The following is a 16,948-nucleotide window of genomic DNA, read 5'->3' as shown; positions in this document are numbered from 1 at the left end:
CGCACACTCCTCAAGTCGTGACACTGCCTTGCGGCAGTGGTGCAGTTGACGGTGTGGGGCCCGAAGGGCCCGGTCAGGCGGGTCGGCTCCCGGGCTTCTCCGCACGGCGCCAGGGGTGGAGAAGACTGGCGAGAATCTCACCGGTGCCGGGGAACGAGGCGGGATCGCCGAGTCCGACCGCGGCCGGCTCGCGTCCGGGCCGCCAGGTGAAGCTCCCGAAGAGGTGGTCCCAGCACGACAGGTCGGAGCCGTAGTGGCCAGCCTCGGACAGATCGGTGCTGTGATGCAGGCGGTGCTGCTCAGGGCTTGCGAGGACGTGGTTGAGCCGGCCGATGCGCACATCGATGTTGGCGTGGACGAAGTAGCCCTGTGCGGCCACGAACAGCCCCACGACGAACACCGACTCACGGGAGAAGCCGATCAGCGCCAGCGCGAGCTGGATGACTCCCTGCGCGAGGAGGATGTCGAGGACGTGGTTGACGCCATTGTTGGCGACGTTGACCTTCTGCGGGACGTGGTGCACACCGTGCAGCCGCCACAGCAGGGCATTGGTGTGCCCGAGCCGGTGCACGAAGTAGCTGGCCAGCGAACCCGTCACCAGCGCCAGCGGGATCTCGGCCCACAGACCGAGCGCCGGACGGGCCGGGGAGAGCTCCCCGATCGCGGTCGTCACCAGCAGTTGGGCCAGGGCGCTGCCGGCCATGGTCAGGAGGAAGTAGACCGTGTACCAGCGCCATTCGGCCCGGTTGGGATGCCAGTCGCGTTGGTGCGGGATCAGCTTCTCCAGGACGCCCAGATAGAGGAGGGTGCCGATGAGGAAGAGCGGACTGACCCGCGTCAGGTCCCACCGCAGCAGCAGGGAAGCCGCACCTACCACAACGGTGGCTCCGAGGAGCAACGGATAGGAAATCCTGCGAAGGACAGCACCCCAGGTTAATTCGGAGAGAATTCCCCGCCATCCGGAATTTGTGTCCGGATACGCCCCACCGTCGATCTGCTGTTCATATTCGTCCATCCGCAACACCTCCGTAGCGATGCGGTCGCAGGGCCATGACCTGCACCCTTGCAGGTCAAACTCCGCGTGGCGACACGTGGACGCCGCCCCCGTTGGCTCGGTTCATTCTTTTCCCTTTTCGGCGGCTTCAATCCTCACGCGCCCCCGAGAAATGAGAATTCCGCAGAACGCGAACCCTCACGTGAACCATTGAACCGGACGACCTACCCGGGCGGAATATGAACAGACCCCACTGTCGCTAATGTGAGTTACTTAGTATTATTAGCGCCCCGGCGGAATGGTCACACAGAGCTTCCGCCGGACCGTCCGCCGAGGCGGGCGAAGGCGTCGAGAACCAGCTCACACACGGCGTCCGGGTCGGCGCCTGCCAGTGGCTCGCGCGCGACGACCGTACGCATCAGGCCGATGCCGAGAAGCCAGGCGATGGCCAGATCGGCGCGCAGCTCGCCGTCCGGGGTCCCGGAGAGCGAGGCCAGTACCTTCTGGTATTCCGCGCCCAGTTCACGCAGCGCCCCGGCCGCCTCGTCGCCCCGGCCGATGGACCGGAGGTAGACCTCCAGCGTCCGGTCGCCGGAGCCGGGGGCGCTGCGGGTGAGCATGGAGCGCAGCGCCTTCTCGAACAGTTCCTCGGGCGGTGTCGCGCGCAGCTCCTCCAGCCCGCCCTCGGCGACGACCTCGGTCAGCAGCGCCTGTTTCGATCCGAAGTACCGGAACAGCAGCGCCTGGTTGACCCCGGCCCGCTCGGCGATGGCACGGACGGTGGCCCGCTGGTAGCCCCGCTCGGCGAACAGGTCACGAGCGGCGTCGAGCAGCCGTTCACGGGTGGCCGCAGCATCCCGGCGCCCCCGGCCGGACGACGGGGCGGGCGCTTCTGCCATGACTGCGTCCTTTCGAATGGCCCGTCAGAGTAACGGCTGTAAAGCGCTGTTGACCGCTCGAAGGGCCGGTCCTACCGTTGTAAGCAGCTGCTTACAACTGGGAGATCGTATGACGACGCACGTCGAGCCCCACGCGTACCCCTTCAACACCGCCGAAGGACTCCAGCTCGCGGAAGAGTACGAGCGCGTCCGCGAACGTTCGGGACTGCTCCGGGTCCAGATGCCGTACGGCGAGCCCGCCTGGCTGGTCACCCGCTACGCGGACGCCCGGCTGGTACTGGGCGACCAGCGCTTCAGCCGGGCCGCGGGCGCCGCGCACGACGAGCCGCGGCAGTCGGAGGGCCGCCGGGACAGCGGGATCCTGAGCATGGACCCGCCCGGCCACACACGGCTGCGCTCCCTGGTGGCCAAGGCGTTCACCGTCCGCCAGATCGAGAAGTTACGGCCTCAGGTCAAGGAGCTGACCGCGAGCCTGCTCGACGGGATGGAGGCGGCCGGGCCCCCCGCCGACCTGGTGGACGGCTTCGCGCTGCCGCTGCCCGTCGCGGTGATCTGCCGGATGCTCGGGGTTCCGGAAGCCGATCGCCCACGTTTTCGGGTATGGAGCGACAACGCGCTGTCGACCAGCTCCCTGACCGCCGCCGAGTTCGACGCCAGCCGCGAGGAACTGCGCGCCTACATGGGCGAGTTGATCAACCTGCACCGCGAGGATCCGCAGGACGACCTGATGACCGCGCTGATCGAGGCGAGGGACGGCGGCGAACGGCTCACCGAGCTGGAGCTGATCGATCTGTGCGTGGCCATCCTGGTGGCCGGACACGAGACCACCGCTTCGCAGATTCCCAACTTCGTGCTCACCCTGCTGGATCATCCCGATCAGATGGATCAGCTCAGGGCGCACCCCGAACTGATCCCGGGCGCGGTGGAGGAGCTGCTGCGGTTCGTGCCGCTGGGCAGCGGAGCGGGTCAGCCCCGGTACGCCACCGAGGACGTCGAGGTCGGCGGCACTCTGGTCCGCGCCGGCTCCCCCGTGCTGGTCGCCGTCGGCGCGGCCAACCGGGACGCGTTGCGCTTCACCGCACCCGGTGTGCTCGACGTCTCCCGGGAGGGCAACCAGCACCTGGGGTTCGGGCACGGGGTCCACCATTGCCTGGGCGCCCCGCTGGCCCGGCTGGAGCTCCAGGAGGCACTGGGCGCGCTCCTCACCCGTTTCCCGGGACTGAAGCCGGCGGGGGACGTGACCTGGAAGACCGAGTTGCTCGTGCGCGGCCCCCGCGTCATGCCGATCGGGTGGTGAGCGCCATGACCTGGCACGTACGTGTGGATCCGCAGCTGTGTCTGGCGTCGGGCATGTGCGCCGGGGTGGCCCCCGAGGCGTTCGCCCTGGACGGCGAGCACGCGAGGACCGTCGCCGACGGGATCGAACCCGACGAGCGGGTCCTGGACGCGGCCGATATCTGCCCGGCCCAGGCGATCACGGTGCACGAGGGGAACAGGGTGATCGCACCCGGACGGGACTGAGGGCCGGGCCGGCGAGGCGGGCCGGCGAGGCGGGCCGGCGACCCGGTCGGCTCAGGACCGGGCCGGGCCGGGCCGGCCCGGGTCGGGACACCGGGGCCAGGACCGGGCCGGCCCAGGACCCGTACGCCCGTGACCGGCCCGGACGGCGAACGGAATCGGCTACGACTGGCGGCGGGGCTTGCCCGACTTGCCGGGCCTGCCTCGTTTGCCGGCCTTGGTGCCGCCCGAACCCCGCTGGGGGCTCTTGCCCGTCGATTTCCCGGCCGCGGGCTTGCGCCCCGCGCCCCGCGCCTCGGCGCGCTTGCCCTTCGGCTGCGCCGGGGTCGGCGGGCGGCCCCGTGTGCTGTTGACGGTGCGCCCCCGGACGATCCCGATGAACTCCTCCACCAGGTCGGTCTTTTCGCCCTCCGGCCACGACAGTGCGATGCGCGACTCGGGGGCGCCGGGGACCGGCCGGTACGTGAGGTCCTTGCGGTGGTGCAGCCGGGCGAGCGACTGCGGGACGACGAGCAGGCCCACACCGGCCGCCACCAGCTCGATGGCGTCCGCCGCGGTGGCCGGGCGCTCGTTCGCGGGCCGCCCCGGCCGGTTCTCCCAGTCGAGGGGGTCATCGAGGGGGTGCAGCACGATGTCGTCGGCCAGGTCCTCGACGGACACCTCTTCGACCGCGGCCATGAGGTGATCCTTCGGGATCACGACCACGGTCGTCTCGGTGTAGAGCGGGATCGCGCTGAGGTCCGTACCGTCGATGGGCAGCCGTACGAATCCCGCGTCGGCACCGCCCGCCCGCAGCAGGCCGGGCGCTTCGGCCGCGGGCACCGCGACCAGGGTCAGCGGGACCTCGGGCAGCCGCTCGTTCCAGATCCGCACCCACTTGGTGGGCGTCACCCCCGGGACATAGGCGAGCCGGAACGCAGGGGGTACTTCCGAGACAGTCACCCGCCCAGATTACCGGTCGTGGTCGGCGGTAGCTCACACGCTCGATACTCTTGACACCATGACGTCGCACCAGACCACCCAGACCATGAAGCCCGCGACCGCGGCGAAGAAACTGGGTGTGTACCTTGAGGCCACCCCCACCGAGTTCCAGGAGGGTGTCGTCTCGCGCTCCGAGCTGAACGCCCTGCAGACCGATCCGCCCGAGTGGCTGCAGGAGCTGCGACGCACCGGCCCGCACCCCCGGCCCGTGGTCGCGGCGAAACTCGGCGTCTCCATCGCCGGTCTCGCGCGCGGCGGAGTCACCGAGCCGCTCACCACGGAGCAGATCGAGGCCCTGAAGAACGAACTCCCGGAGTGGCTGCAGAAGGAGCGCGCCACCCAGGCCGAGGTCCGCAAGGAGACGGTGCGCATCAAGGAGAAGAAGGCGGAACAGGGCGAGCAGTCGCACCAGCCGCGTTCCTGACCTCCCGCGTGGCCGCCGAGTTCACCGGCGGCCACGATCGACGCCCTTCACACATCAGCCCCCCGGACGTGTCGTCCGGGGGGCTGATGTGCTGTGCGGACCGGGTCAGGCCGCGGTGATGTTCTCCGCCTGCGGGCCCTTCTGGCCCTGCGTGATGTCGAAGGTCACAGCCTGGCCTTCCTGGAGCTCACGGAAGCCGGTGGAGTTGATGTTGGAGTAGTGCGCGAAGACGTCCGGGCCGCCACCGTCCTGCGCGATGAAGCCGAAGCCCTTTTCCGAGTTGAACCACTTGACGGTTCCGCTTGCCATGCCGGTGCCTCTCAGTCGATATCGGATCCGCACCGCGCGAATCCGGAGGTGATCGCCCTGGTCCTCAGGCACTGCACAGCAAAACGCCCGCGCCAGGCGCGGGCAGGTGCTGCGAACCACGACATCTGCCGATGACGCTACACGGCGAGAGGGGCGCTCACCAGAGAGCAACGCTAATTTGCCGTCACCTGCCATCCACCTGGTGCGCACGGTTACCGATCGGTACCGGGTACGCCCGCCGTGGATCGCGGGTCAGTCAGGCGGTGCGCCGGGGGCGGGAGTGCGGCTCCCGGGGGTGTCCTGGGGAGTCGTCGGCGGTGCGGCGCCGCCCTGGAGACGCTCCAGGTCCCCGGGGCGCACCTGGATGACCACGAGCGCGACCAGAGCGGCCACCACGGCCATGATCGCGGCGACGATGAACGCGCTGGAGACGCCCGAGGCCAGCACCTCGTCACCCCAGTGCCCCGGGAGCTGCCCGGTCCTGCGGAACTCCAGCAGCTGGGCCGGGGTCCCTTCCTTCAGGAACCGGGGGATCTGCTCGGCCGCCGAGTTGCGGCTGGCCGTGCCGAAGACCGTGACCAGAATGGACAGACCGAGCGACCCGCCCACCTGCTGGCTGGCGTTGAGGACCCCGGACGCCGCGCCCGCCTCCTGGGGCGCCACACCCGACACCGCCATCAGCGTCAGCGACACGAACTGCATGCCCATGCCGAGGCCGAAGACCAGCACGGGGCCGAGGATGCTCCCCAGGTACGAGCTGTTCACATCGGTCATCGTCAGCCAGCCCAGCCCCACCGCGGCCAGGACCGCCCCCGTCACCATGAAGGGTTTGGGGCCCCATCTCGGCAGCAGTTGCGAGGTGATTCCCGCGCCCACCGCGACGATCACGCTCACCGGCAGAAAGGCGAGACCGGCCAGCAGGGGGCTGAAGCCCAGGATGTTCTGCACGAACAGGGTCAGGAAGAAGAACATCCCGAACAGCGCGGCGGACAGGCACAGCATCATCCCGTAGGAGCCCGCGCGATTGCGGTCGCGGAACATCCACAGCGGGGTGATGGGCTGCTTCGAGCGTCGCTCGATGGCGATGAACACGGCGAGGAGCACGAGCGCCGCGCCGAAGGACAGCAGGGTCACCCGGTCGCTCCAGCCGTCCTCGGAGGCACGGATGAATCCGTAGACGAGCATGACCATGCCCAGCGTGGAGGTGAACGCGCCGACGATGTCGAAATGGCCCGGGTGGCGTTCGGACTCGCGGATGTAGCGGCGGGTGGCGAGCGCGATCAGCAGGCCGATGGGCACGTTGACGAAGAAGACCCAGCGCCAGTCGAGCCACTCCACCAGCACCCCGCCCGCGAGCAGTCCGATCGCGCTGCCACCTGCCGAGACGGCGGCGAACACCCCGAACGCCTTGTTCCGTTCGGGGCCCTCCCGGAATGTCGTGGTGATCAGCGACAGGGCTGTCGGCGAAGCGATGGCGCCACCGACACCTTGCAGCGAGCGGGCCGCGAGCAGTTGCCAGGATTCCTGCGAGAGACCGCCCAGCAGCGAGGCGAAGACGAAGAGCAGGACGCCGAAGACGAAGACCCGGCGACGGCCGAGGATGTCTCCCAGCCGCCCGCCGAGCAGGAGGAGCCCGCCGAAGGTCAGCGTGTACGCGTTGACCACCCAGGACAGGGATTCGGTCGAGAAACCCAGTGACGTCTGGATGTGCGGCAGCGCGATGTTCACGATGGTGATGTCGAGGACCACCATCAACTGGCACGAGGCGATGACGAGTAGCGCCATCCCACCGCCTCGGCCCCGCTCCGGGGCCTGGGCAGTGTGCGCGGGTGTCGCGTGGGAGCCCGTCATGGGATTGGTTGCGTCGTGAGGGTCACTCGCGGTTCGGTCCCGAGTCGGAAACGACTCACGGGTGAACGGTCGCGTTCACACATCGACCCTAGGACGGGGCATCGCGCCCCGCGAATCGATCATTGGGCGACCAGGTCGCCGAGCGGGTACGTGTCGATGTCGGCACGGGGGCGCGACAGGTGCAGTGCGGTGTGGAAGTGGCCCGCCGTCTCCTTGCCGTCCGGATCCTCCCCTGTCGCGGCCACCGCGTCGACGGCGTACCGCTGCTCGGCCGCGCTGGTGAAGCGGCGCTGGACGAAGGTGGCCCCGGCGTACTTCTCCGTGGTCAGGCCATGGCGGGCGAGGTGCTCGGCGATCGGCGCGTAGGAGCCGGTGCGCAGCACGAACGCGGCGACCCACGGTGGCGGGCCGGCGTTGTCCAGGATCGGCTGGAAGGTTGCCCCGGACAGGAAGCTGGCGCCGCCGGTGATGGTGATGAGGCGGACGCTCCGTGCCGCGTCCAGCAGGGCCGGGGAAGGCGGGGAGGTCTCCAGATTCTCGGCGAACCCGTCGTCGAGCAGGCCGACCGCTCGCGCGTAGGCGATGGCGCGGGGGGCGATGTCGAGGCCGATCACCGCAACGGCGTCCCGTCGGCGGCGGGCCCGGAAGAACGCCCGGTCGTGCGCGATCAGCTCCTGGGTGGTCATGGCCACCGTCCGCGGAGCCGTGTAGTGGGCCTGCAGGCCCTCCAGCGTCACGTCGTGGTTGAGCAGAGCGGCGTTGATCCCGTACGAGCAGCACAGGTCCAGCACCGCGTCGCCCGTGCCGCTCAGCCGGAGTGCGGCCAGGCGCCGGAAGACGGGCCGGGCGTGCTGCGGTGTCCGGTAGCCGAACGCCCCCAGTTCGCGGAAGAAGGCCCGGGGATCGGCCCGGTCGTAGATGTCGTCGAACGGGGTCATCGTCCGCTGGACGGGCGCCTCGGCGCCCTCTCCTCGTGCATCGGCCATCGCTCGCGCTCCCCTCGGTACCCGGGCCCGCGCCCGTGGTCGCCACAGCCTCCAGCACGGGGCGCGCGGGGGAAACAGGGCGTCTACGGAACCGGACACGGTCTGGGCGGCAAGGGACCGCGTCTTCGGTGCGGCGCACCGTCGACGGGGCGGTTTTTCGTCCGCCGCCACCAATCGGGACCGGTCCGTCGCTGCCTAATGTTCCCCTCACTCGGCGGCGGCCTGCCGCTCCTTCGGAGGTGACCATGCCCAGTTCCGCAGGCAAGGGGACGCGACGTACACCGAAGCGCGGGGTGCGTCCCGTGACCGCTGTGGCGGCGGCGTTCGGTCTCGTCGCCACAGCTGCCGCGTGCGGGAGCGGCGCGGCCGGGGGCAGCGGCGGGTCGAGGGTGGTGGTCGCCATCGCCGCCGATCCGGGCAGTCTCAGCCCCACGACGGCGCTGGCCAGCACGGCGCTGGCGATGAACTCCTTCGCCTACGACACGCTCGTGCACATCGCGGCCGACGGTGCGCTGATTCCCGGGGTGGCCGAGAAGTGGACGGTCACCTCCACTTCGGCCCGGTTCACCATCCGCTCCGGGGTGAGCTGCGAGGACGGCTCGGCGCTCACCGCAACGGATGTGGCCGCCGAGTACAACCACATCGCCGACCCGGCGAACCAGTCGCCGATGCTCGGGTTCTCCGTACCCGTCACCGCCGTCGCGAAGGCCGACGAGGCGACGCGCACGGTCACCGTCACCACGACACGCCCCGCACCGTTCATCGCGCACATGGCCCGGCTGCTGCCGCTGCTCTGCGAGGAGAGCCTGGCGGCCCCGGCCGCGCTGGCCAAGTCCACCGGGGCGAGCGGCCCGTACCGGCTGACCGAAGCGGTTCCGGGCGACCACTACACGTACGCCCGGCGGGACGAATACACCTGGGGGCCCCGCGGCGCCACCGGGGCGGACCTTCCCCGCACAGTGGTGTTCAAGGTCGTCGCCAACGAGTCGACCGCGGCCAACCTCCTGATGGCCGGGCAGATCGACGTCGCCCAGATCAACGGCGGCGACCAGCAACGGCTGGACGCGGCCGAGGTGAAGAACCGGAGCATCGACGCGCTGTCCGGCCAGCTCATGTTCAACCAGGCCGCCGGGCGTCCGTCCGCCGACCTCGCGGTGCGCCGCGCCCTGATCTCCGTACTGGATCTCAAGGATCTCAGGAACGTCGCCACGGGCGGCAAAGGCACACCCCCCACCAGCATCGGGGAGATCGCGCCCACCCCCTGCACCGGCGACCCGGTGACCGGGAATCTCCCCGCCCACGACCCCGAGCGGGCCGCCGCCGCCCTCACCGCGGCGGGCTGGTCCAAGAGCGGCGGCACCTGGACGAAGGACGGCAAGCCGCTGACCGTCGGGTTCAGTTACGCGACCAACCAGGGCGCGCAGGTCGCGTCGGCGGTCGAACTGGCCGTCCAGAAGTGGACCTCTTTCGGGGTGAAGGCATCGGCCGACCCCGTGAGCGGGGCAAGCATCGCGGGCACCCTGACGGGCGGCGACTGGGACGTGGCCTGGGCTCCCATCGGGGTGACCCTCCCGGACCAGCTGACCCAGTTCTACGACGGACCGCCACCGCCGAAGGGCAACAACTTCGGGGCCGTCGCCAACCCCGACTACCACCGGCTCGCCGCACGTGCCTCCGCCATGCCCGGCACGTCGGGCTGTGCCCTGTGGGAAGAGGCGGGTGCCGCCCTGGTCAAGCGGGTCGACATCGTGCCGATCGTCAGCAGGCCGATCCGGCACTACGCGAAGGGCGTCACCTTCCAGGTGGACGGCAGCGGCATCATCCCCACCACCCTGCGCCGGAGCGCGAGCTGATGGCCACGCTCCCCGCGCGCTCCCTGCGCCGACTGCGCACCCTCGGCACGCCGCGATCCCTGCGCGAGCGGGCCCGCAGCCCCTGGTTCGGATTCGCCCTGCGCCGCACCTGGCGGCTGGTCGTGTCTCTTGCCGCGCTGGTCACGGCCGCTTTCGCGATGATCCATCTGATTCCCGGGGACCCGGTGCGGGCGGCGCTCGGCCCCACCGCCGATCCGGCCCTGGTCGATGCCCGCAGGCAGTCGCTCGGACTGGACCAGCCGCTGCCGCAGCAGTACGGCGACTTCGTCGGCAGGCTGTTCCAGGGCAGCCTCGGGGACTCGATCGGTGCCCAGCTGCCCGTGTCCGAGATCATCTCCAGCAGGCTTCCGGCGACCCTGCAGATCGCCGTCCCCGCGTTCGTGCTGATCCTGCTGCTCGCGATCCCGGTCGGGATGACGGCCGCGGTCCTGACCCGGGACGGCCGCAGGCGGCGCGGTGAACTCGCCTTCACCGGGGTCACCGGATTTCTGGGCGCTGTGCCCGAATTCCTGCTGGCGGTCGGTCTGGTGGCCGCGTTCGCCGTGGCCTGGCCGGTCCTCCCGGTGGCCTCGCAGGCCGGCCCGGCCTCCTACGTACTGCCGGTACTGGCCCTCACACTCGTCCCGGCGGCGACGCTGTCGCGCATCGTCCGGGTGGAGACACTGCGGGTGCTCGGAGAGGACTACATGCGCACCGCCCAGGCCAAACGGCTGCCCGCCCGGCTGCGCTATCTGCGGCACGCGCTGCCCAATCTGCTGACCTCCTCGCTCACTCTGGGCGGCCTGCTGTTCAGTTCGCTGCTCGCCGGCACCGTACTGATCGAGAACGTCTTCGCCTGGCCCGGTCTCGGCACCACGATCGTGCAGGCCATCACCGAGAAGGACTACCCCCTGGTCCAGGGCGTCGTGCTGGTCTACGGGGCGGCCGCGCTGCTGATCACCTTCGCCGTCGACGTGGCCGTGGCCGTCGCCGACCCCCGGTCCACCGTTCGCGGGAGCTGACGATGTCTCATAGGAATCACGACACCGCGCTACGGCACCGGCTGGGGCGCACCCTCAGGACGCCGATCGGCGTCACCGCCCTCATCGCCTGCCTGGTGGTGGCGCTGGTGGCCGTGTTCGGCCCCGCCCTGCTCGGCACCCAGGCGGCACGGGTGGACACGGACGCGATCAACGAGGGCAGCAGTGCCGCGCATCTGCTCGGCACCGACCAACTGGGCCGCGACATCGCCGCCCGGGTGGTGGTGGCGACCCGGCTGACCCTTCGCCTCACTCTGCTGGCCACCGCGATCGGGGTCGGTGGCGGGCTGCTGCTCGGTGTCGCACCCGCGGTACTCGGGCGGCGCGCCGGGCGGCTGATCACCGCCGTGGTGGGCGTGCTGGTGGCCTTCCCCGGACTGCTGTTCCTCCTCTTTCTGGCCACGATCTTCGGCGTCGGCAGCACCGGGGCGGTGTTCGCGGTGGGGCTCGCCATGGTCCCGCCGATGGCACGGCTGGTGCAGAACCTCACGGCTTCGGTCGCGGGGGCGGACTACGTCGCGGCGGCACGGATCCTCGGCGTGGGCAGGTTCCGGCTGGTGGTCCGTCATCTGCTGCCCAACATCGCCGAGCCGTCGGTGCTGTTCGCCACCCAGGCGGCGGGGGGCATCCTGGTCGCCTTCTCGGGGCTCTCCTTCCTCGGGCTCGGTGTGCAGCCCCCGGACTACGACTGGGGGCGGCTGCTCAACGAGCAGCTGAACCGGGTCTATGTGAACCCGGTGGCGGCCCTGGCGCCCGGTGCGGCCGTGGTGCTGACGGGGCTGATGTTCGGGCTGGTCGGTGAGGTGCTCGCCCAGGCGGGCGGCCGACGGGCACCACAGGCGCGGGGGACGTCGGCGCCGCGGCGGCCGGAGAAGATGGTGCGGGACACGGCGGCCGGCGCCGACGACGGGCCGGTGGTCCGGGCGCACGATCTACGGGTGACCTTTCCCGGCGGGCGGCAGGCCGTACGCGGCATCTCGCTGGACATCGGCGCGGGCGAGGCCGTCGGGCTGGTCGGCGAGTCCGGTTCCGGCAAGAGCCTCACCGCGCTGGCACTGGCGGACCTGGTTCCGCACCCGGGGCAGGTCTCCGCGCGTACCCTCCGCTTCGACGGGCACGATCTGCGGGCGGACCCCCGGCTGGGCACCGCCCTGGCCATGGTCTTCCAGGACCCGATGGCCTCGCTCAACCCCGCCCTGCGCGTGGGCCGCCAGCTCGCCGAGGTGGCGGAGGTGCACCTCGGCCACACCCGTGCGCAGGCCGCGGCGCGCGCCGTCGACCGGCTCGGCGCCGTCCGTATCCCGTCGCCGGAACGCCGGGCCCGGCAGCGGCCGCACGAGTACTCCGGCGGGATGCGTCAACGGGCCGTCATCGCGATGGGGCTGATGGGGAATCCGAAGCTGATCATCGCCGACGAGCCGACCACGGCGCTGGATGTGGCGGTCCAGAAGCAGGTGCTCGACCTGCTGGCCGAGGTGCGTGAGGACTCCGGCGCGGCGTTGCTGCTGATCTCCCACGACCTCGCCGTCGTGGCCCAGGTCTGCGAACGGGTGCTGGTGATGTACGGCGGCCTGATCGTCGAGAGCCTCCCGGTCACGGAGCTGCTGCACGGCGCCGCGCACCCCTACACACGGGCGCTGATCGGCGCGGTCCCGACGATGACCACGCCCCCCGGTACGGAGCTGGTGACCATCCCGGGCCGTCCGCCGGAGCCGGGCGAGGACAGCGGCGGATGCTCCTTCGCCCCCCGCTGCGAACGGGCCCGGGAACGCTGTCACACAGCCGCGCCCGTGCTGGCCGGCTTCGGGGCGGGCCGGGAGGTCGCCTGCTGGTACCCGGAGGGCGGGGCGGCGGGCGGCGACCCCGTCGGAACCGCGTCACAGGCAACGGAGGCCACCTCATGAGCTCCCTGGAACTGTGCGGGATCACCGTGCGATACGGCCGCTTCACCGCGGTGGAGAACGTGGATCTGCTGGTGCCGGACGGGACGGTGACGGGCCTGGTCGGCGGTTCGGGGTCGGGCAAGTCGACCCTCGGCAAGGCCGTGGTGGGGCTGGCGCCGCTGGCGGCGGGCCGCGTACGGGTGGCGGGGCGCGAGGTCGGCGTACGGCGCGGTCGCAGCCCGGTGCAGCTGGTGTTCCAGAATCCGTACGCCTCGCTCGACCCGCGCATGAGCATCGGTGCCGCGGTCGCAGAGGCGCTGCCCCGCCGGGTCCGTACCGACGGGGAGCCGTCCCGCCGGCCGACGGCCCGCGAGCGGCGCGCCGCCCGGGACGCGGAGGTGGCGCGCTGCCTCGAACTCGTCGGCATCGACCCCGGGCGGGCGGCACTGACGCCGGACGCGCTCTCCGGCGGACAGCGCCAACGCGTCGCCCTGGCCCGCGCCCTGGCCGCCCGGCCCGCCGTGCTGATCGCGGACGAGATCACCTCGGCGCTGGACGTCTCCGTCCAGGGCGCGGTGCTCAATCTGCTGCGGCGGCTCCAGCGCGAACTGGGGTTCTCCATGCTGTTCATCTCCCACGACCTCGCGGTCGTGCGCCATCTGTCCGACCAGGTCGCCGTGCTGGACGGCGGACGCCTGGTCGAGTGCGGTCCCACCGCCGAGGTCCTGGAGCGGCCCGCACACCCGACGACGCGCACCCTCATCTCCTGCGTACCCACCCTTGCGACCGCCGAGGAGGCGTCATGACCAGAGCGCTGAGGATCGACGATGTGTACCGGTTCGAGATCCCCTGTGATCCGTCGTTGTCCCCCGACGGCGAACGCGTCGCGTACACGCTGACCACCCAGGACGCCGAGCGGGACTGTGCGGTGACCTCGATCTGGGAGGTCCGCGGTACGGACGGCCCGGCCCGCCGGCTCACCCGGGGTCCCTCGGACGCCGCGCCGCGCTGGTCCCCGGACGGCACGCGGCTGGCGTTCCTGCGCGCGGGGCAGGTGCATCTGCTGCCCGCGGACGGGGGCGAGGCGGCGCCGCTGACCACGCCTGCCCGGTGTCCGGCGGGGGCGGGGGTGCCGGTGTGGAGCCCGGACGGCTCGCGGATCGCGTTCGCGGGGCCGGGATCGCGCCGCGAGGACACCGCCCCGGTGGTCATCGACGGCCTCGGCTGGAAGGTGGACGGGGCGGGTCTGCTCGGCGCGGTCCGCACCCAGCTGTTCGTGGTGGAGGTGGAGTCCGGCGAGGTCCGGCAGCTCACGGACGGCGACCGGCACGCGGGCCCGCCCGCCTGGTCGCCCGACGGCACACGGCTCGCCTATCCGGCGCAGACCGGGCCGGACGCGGATGTCACCGGGACCTCGGCGGCTCATGTCGTCGAGGTCGGGGCCGCCGTGCCCGCACCCGTGCGGGTCGGTCCGTCCACGGGGGTGGCCGGCCCGGTGAGCTGGTACCCCGACGGGAACGCGCTGCTCGTCGTGGGGCGGACCGGCACGGGGGTCGGCCATCTGGAGCTGCTGCGCCAGCCCCTCGACGGAGCCGCTCCGGTGTCGCTCAGCGCCCCTCTGGACCGTAACGTCCTGCCCGGAGGGCCCGGATACCCGGGAGCGCTGCCGCAGTTCCACGGCGACGGCATCGTGTTCTGCGCCCGCGACCGGGGGGCCACCCGGCTCTACCGCGTCGACGCTTCCGGGATCGGCGAGTTCGCGCTGCCCGCCGGTCAGGGGGTCAGCGGCTGTTCGGTCGCCGCCGAGGCGGGCCGGGCCGCGCTGGTCGTCTCCGACACGTCGAGTTTCGCCGAGATCGCGCTGCTCGACCTGGCTGACGCGGGGTCCGGGCGGCCGGGCGGCCCGAGCACCGGACGACAGCCCGCGTGGCTGACCGCGCACATGGCGCGGTCGCTGCCCGACGTCGCCCTCCACCCGTTCACCGAACGGGAGTTCACCGTCTCGGACGGCACCGTCGTGCACGGGATGATCACCCGCGCTCCGGGCACCGCCCCGGGCGGCCCCCTGCTGGTGGACGTGCACGGCGGACCGCACAACGCCTGGGCGCCGCACGCCGACCCGGCCCACCTCTACCACCAGGAGCTGGTCTCGCGGGGCTGGACCGTCCTGACGCTGAACGTGCGCGGCAGCGACGGCTACGGCGAGTCCTTCTACCGGGCCGCCGTGGGCGCCTGGGGCGAGGCGGACGAGCAGGACATCCTCGAACCGATCGCCGCCCTCGTCGACGAGGGGCTCGTCGACCCGGCCCGGATCGCGCTCACCGGCTACAGCTACGGCGGCTATCTGACCTGCTGGCTCTCCGCCCGCAGCGATCTCTTCGCCGCCGTCGTACCGGGGGGCGTGGTCGCCGACCTGACGAGCCTGGCCGGGACGTCCGAGGAGGGACATCTGATCGCCGGTCACGAGATCGGTGACCGGGACCGGCTGACGGCACTCTCCCCGCTCAGCCATGTGGACGCGGTCCGCGCGCCCACGCTGATCCTGCACGGCGGCGCGGACGACTGCTGCCCGGTCGGCCAGGCCGAGCAGTGGTTCCACGCGCTGCGCACCCGGGGCGTGCCGGTCCGGCTGGTGCTGTACCCGGGCTGCTCGCACCTGTTCATCCTCAACGGCCGGCCCTCGCACCGGGAGGACTACTCCCGGCGCCTCGTCGACTGGGTCACCACTCACACCGACCGCTGAACACAACGAAGCCGGAGCCGACCATGACCACGAATCAGGAGCCGAACATGACCGACACCGCCGTCCCGTCCACCGACCCGTCCGCCGAGCTGCCCCCGGGCCTGTCCGCCGAGCTGACCGCCCACTGGGCAGCCCGCCTCACCGAGCTCGCCGCCCGCTACCGGGTGCCCGGCGCGAGCCTCGCCGTCCTGCACCGGGGCGAGGTGACGATCGAGGCGTCCACCGGCCTGGCCAACATGGAGGCCGGGATCGCGGCGACGACCGACACCCTGTTCCAGATCGGCTCGATCTCCAAGGTATGGACCACCACGGTGGCCATGGCCCTGGTCGACGAGGGGCTGCTCGAACTGGACGCCCCCATCGTCTCCGTGCTCCCCGAACTGCGTCTCGTCAATGACGATTTGACCCAGGGAGTGACGCTCCGCCATCTCCTGACGCACACCAGCGGCATCGACGGCGACTTCTTCGCCGACACCGGCCGGGGCGACGACTGCCTGGAGAAGTTCACCGCGCTGCTGGCCGATGTCGCCGCCAACCACCCGCTGGGCGCCACCATGTCGTACTGCAACGCGGGCTTCACCCTGCTCGGCCGGGTGCTGGAGCATGTCACCGGCGTCCAGTGGGACGAGCTGATGCGTGAGCGCCTGTACCGGCCGCTCGGCCTGACCCGTACGGTCACCCTGCCGGAGGAGGCGCTGCTCCACCGCGCCGCCGCCGGACACCCGGGCGAGCCCCCGGCGCTCGCCCCGCAGTGGGGCCTGATGCGGTCGGCCGGACCGGCCGGGCTGATCTGCTCGACGCCGCGTGAGGTCCTCGCCTTCGCCCGGATGCACCTCGACGGCGGTGTCACCGGGAACGGCACCAGGATCGTCTCGGCCGAGAGCACCACCGCCATGCAGAGCCCGCAGGTGAAGGTCCCCGACGCGAACATGCTGGGGCATTCCTGGGGGCTGGGCTGGATTCTCGACACCTGGGACGGACAGCCGGTGTACGGCCACGACGGCGGGACCATCGGCCAGAGCGCGTTCCTGCGGGTGCTGCCGGGGGCCGACCTCGCGATCTGCCTGCTCACCAACGGCGGCGACACCATGGGCCTGTATCTGGAGGTGTTCTCGGAGATCGCCCGCGAGCTGGCCGGGGTGACGATGCGCGCAACGCTCCAGCCCGCGAAGGAGCCGGTCGCGTTCGACCCGGCCGAGTACGTCGGGGTGTACGAGCGGATCTCCAGCCGGATGGAGGTCGTGGAGCGGGACGGCGCTCTGGTGATGCTCGACAAGGTGACGGGGCCGCTGGCCGGGCTGACCGCGGAGCCCGACAAGGAGTACGAGCTGCACCCGGTCGGGCCGGGTCTCTTCGTGCTGCGCCGGCCCGGGTTCACCCCCTGGTTGCCGGTCGTGTTCTATACGCTCGCCGACGGCACTCCCTATCTGCACCACGGTGCCCGCGCCACCCCGAAGGCCCTCTGAC

Annotated in this window: 15 protein-coding genes; 9 read left to right on the top strand and 6 right to left on the bottom strand. The window is 71.5% G+C overall.

Features of this window, described 5'->3' with window-relative positions; all coding sequences use genetic code 11:
* Positions 1 to 73 precede the first annotated feature (73 nt).
* A complete protein-coding gene (locus A6A29_RS19435) occupies positions 74 to 1,015 on the bottom strand; it encodes a sterol desaturase family protein (RefSeq protein WP_073721407.1) in 942 nt (313 codons plus the stop codon).
* 281 nt (positions 1,016 to 1,296) lie between these two features.
* A complete protein-coding gene (locus tag A6A29_RS19430; RefSeq protein WP_073721405.1) occupies positions 1,297 to 1,893 on the bottom strand; it encodes a TetR/AcrR family transcriptional regulator in 597 nt (198 codons plus the stop codon).
* A 109-nt stretch (positions 1,894 to 2,002) separates the two neighbouring features.
* On the opposite strand from A6A29_RS19430, the gene A6A29_RS19425 reads away from it, so the two are divergent.
* Positions 2,003 to 3,190 carry a cytochrome P450 gene (locus tag A6A29_RS19425; protein ID WP_073721403.1) on the top strand — a complete coding sequence of 396 codons (1,188 nt, stop codon included), beginning with the start codon at positions 2,003 to 2,005 and terminating at the stop codon, positions 3,188 to 3,190.
* A gap of 5 nt (positions 3,191 to 3,195) precedes the next feature.
* On the top strand, positions 3,196 to 3,414 hold the full coding sequence (locus tag A6A29_RS19420) for a ferredoxin (RefSeq protein WP_073721401.1): 219 nt from the start codon (positions 3,196 to 3,198) through the stop codon (positions 3,412 to 3,414).
* Positions 3,415 to 3,573: 159 nt separating this feature from the next.
* On the opposite strand, the gene A6A29_RS19415 is transcribed toward A6A29_RS19420, so the two are convergent.
* Positions 3,574 to 4,353 carry a LysR family substrate-binding domain-containing protein gene (locus A6A29_RS19415; protein WP_073721399.1) on the bottom strand — a complete coding sequence of 260 codons (780 nt, stop codon included), beginning with the start codon at positions 4,351 to 4,353 and terminating at the stop codon, positions 3,574 to 3,576.
* A 58-nt stretch (positions 4,354 to 4,411) separates the two neighbouring features.
* Between A6A29_RS19415 and A6A29_RS19410 the strand changes: the two genes are divergently transcribed.
* Positions 4,412 to 4,816, top strand: coding sequence for a DUF5997 family protein (locus A6A29_RS19410; RefSeq protein ID WP_073721397.1), 405 nt, complete (start codon positions 4,412 to 4,414; stop codon positions 4,814 to 4,816).
* 105 nt (positions 4,817 to 4,921) lie between these two features.
* Here the strand turns inward: A6A29_RS19410 and A6A29_RS19405 are convergent, their stop codons facing one another.
* The 3 genes from A6A29_RS19405 to A6A29_RS19395 form a co-directional block, all read right to left on the bottom strand.
* Entirely contained in the window at positions 4,922 to 5,125 is a 204-nt protein-coding gene (locus tag A6A29_RS19405) for a cold-shock protein (RefSeq protein WP_015613078.1), read from the bottom strand.
* A 252-nt stretch (positions 5,126 to 5,377) separates the two neighbouring features.
* Positions 5,378 to 6,976 carry an MFS transporter gene (locus tag A6A29_RS19400; protein WP_073721395.1) on the bottom strand — a complete coding sequence of 533 codons (1,599 nt, stop codon included), beginning with the start codon at positions 6,974 to 6,976 and terminating at the stop codon, positions 5,378 to 5,380.
* A 119-nt stretch (positions 6,977 to 7,095) separates the two neighbouring features.
* A complete protein-coding gene (locus A6A29_RS19395) occupies positions 7,096 to 7,962 on the bottom strand; it encodes a hypothetical protein (protein ID WP_073721393.1) in 867 nt (288 codons plus the stop codon).
* A 302-nt stretch (positions 7,963 to 8,264) separates the two neighbouring features.
* Here A6A29_RS19395 and A6A29_RS19390 point away from each other — a divergent pair, with 302 nt between their 5' ends.
* The 6 genes from A6A29_RS19390 to A6A29_RS19365 are packed head-to-tail and all read left to right on the top strand — an operon-like array spanning position 8,265 to position 16,947.
* Positions 8,265 to 9,815 (top strand): ABC transporter substrate-binding protein, encoded by a 1,551-nt coding sequence (locus A6A29_RS19390; RefSeq protein WP_073721782.1) that lies wholly within the window; start codon positions 8,265 to 8,267, stop codon positions 9,813 to 9,815.
* On the top strand, positions 9,815 to 10,837 hold the full coding sequence (locus A6A29_RS19385; RefSeq protein WP_079182863.1) for an ABC transporter permease: 1,023 nt from the start codon (positions 9,815 to 9,817) through the stop codon (positions 10,835 to 10,837). The genes A6A29_RS19390 and A6A29_RS19385 overlap by 1 nt, the downstream gene beginning before the upstream one ends.
* A 2-nt stretch (positions 10,838 to 10,839) precedes the next feature.
* The gene (locus A6A29_RS19380) at positions 10,840 to 12,759 is read left to right on the top strand and encodes a dipeptide/oligopeptide/nickel ABC transporter permease/ATP-binding protein (protein ID WP_073721391.1); all 1,920 of its coding nucleotides are present in this window, start codon (positions 10,840 to 10,842) and stop codon (positions 12,757 to 12,759) included.
* Positions 12,756 to 13,544, top strand: a complete 789-nt coding sequence (locus A6A29_RS19375; protein WP_073721389.1) for an ABC transporter ATP-binding protein — start codon at positions 12,756 to 12,758, stop codon at positions 13,542 to 13,544. Before A6A29_RS19380 ends, A6A29_RS19375 begins: the two co-directional genes overlap by 4 nt.
* Positions 13,541 to 15,481, top strand: a complete 1,941-nt coding sequence (locus A6A29_RS19370; RefSeq protein WP_073721387.1) for a S9 family peptidase — start codon at positions 13,541 to 13,543, stop codon at positions 15,479 to 15,481. Before A6A29_RS19375 ends, A6A29_RS19370 begins: the two co-directional genes overlap by 4 nt.
* Before the next feature lie 23 nt (positions 15,482 to 15,504).
* On the top strand, positions 15,505 to 16,947 hold the full coding sequence (locus A6A29_RS19365) for a serine hydrolase domain-containing protein (RefSeq protein ID WP_073721385.1): 1,443 nt from the start codon (positions 15,505 to 15,507) through the stop codon (positions 16,945 to 16,947).
* The last annotated feature ends 1 nt before the right edge of the window (position 16,948 follow it).

It is taken from the genome of Streptomyces sp. TSRI0281, from assembly GCF_001905125.1.
Classification (GTDB): Bacteria; Actinomycetota; Actinomycetes; order Streptomycetales; family Streptomycetaceae; genus Streptomyces.
This window is presented reverse-complemented; position numbering and strand designations above follow the sequence as displayed.

Bases quoted from the DNA above. Each gene is read 5' to 3' on its own strand.
- A6A29_RS19435 (WP_073721407.1), bottom strand. From the start codon at position 1,015: ATGGACGAATATGAACAGCAGATCGACGGTGGGGCGTATCCGGACACA.
- A6A29_RS19430 (WP_073721405.1), bottom strand. From the start codon at position 1,893: ATGGCAGAAGCGCCCGCCCCGTCGTCCGGCCGGGGGCGCCGGGATGCT.
- A6A29_RS19425 (WP_073721403.1), top strand. From the start codon at position 2,003: ATGACGACGCACGTCGAGCCCCACGCGTACCCCTTCAACACCGCCGAA.
- A6A29_RS19420 (WP_073721401.1), top strand. From the start codon at position 3,196: ATGACCTGGCACGTACGTGTGGATCCGCAGCTGTGTCTGGCGTCGGGC.
- A6A29_RS19410 (WP_073721397.1), top strand. From the start codon at position 4,412: ATGACGTCGCACCAGACCACCCAGACCATGAAGCCCGCGACCGCGGCG.
- A6A29_RS19405 (WP_015613078.1), bottom strand. From the start codon at position 5,125: ATGGCAAGCGGAACCGTCAAGTGGTTCAACTCGGAAAAGGGCTTCGGC.
- A6A29_RS19400 (WP_073721395.1), bottom strand. From the start codon at position 6,976: ATGACGGGCTCCCACGCGACACCCGCGCACACTGCCCAGGCCCCGGAG.
- A6A29_RS19395 (WP_073721393.1), bottom strand. From the start codon at position 7,962: ATGGCCGATGCACGAGGAGAGGGCGCCGAGGCGCCCGTCCAGCGGACG.
- A6A29_RS19385 (WP_079182863.1), top strand. From the start codon at position 9,815: ATGGCCACGCTCCCCGCGCGCTCCCTGCGCCGACTGCGCACCCTCGGC.
- A6A29_RS19380 (WP_073721391.1), top strand. From the start codon at position 10,840: ATGTCTCATAGGAATCACGACACCGCGCTACGGCACCGGCTGGGGCGC.
- A6A29_RS19375 (WP_073721389.1), top strand. From the start codon at position 12,756: ATGAGCTCCCTGGAACTGTGCGGGATCACCGTGCGATACGGCCGCTTC.
- A6A29_RS19370 (WP_073721387.1), top strand. From the start codon at position 13,541: ATGACCAGAGCGCTGAGGATCGACGATGTGTACCGGTTCGAGATCCCC.
- A6A29_RS19365 (WP_073721385.1), top strand. From the start codon at position 15,505: ATGACCACGAATCAGGAGCCGAACATGACCGACACCGCCGTCCCGTCC.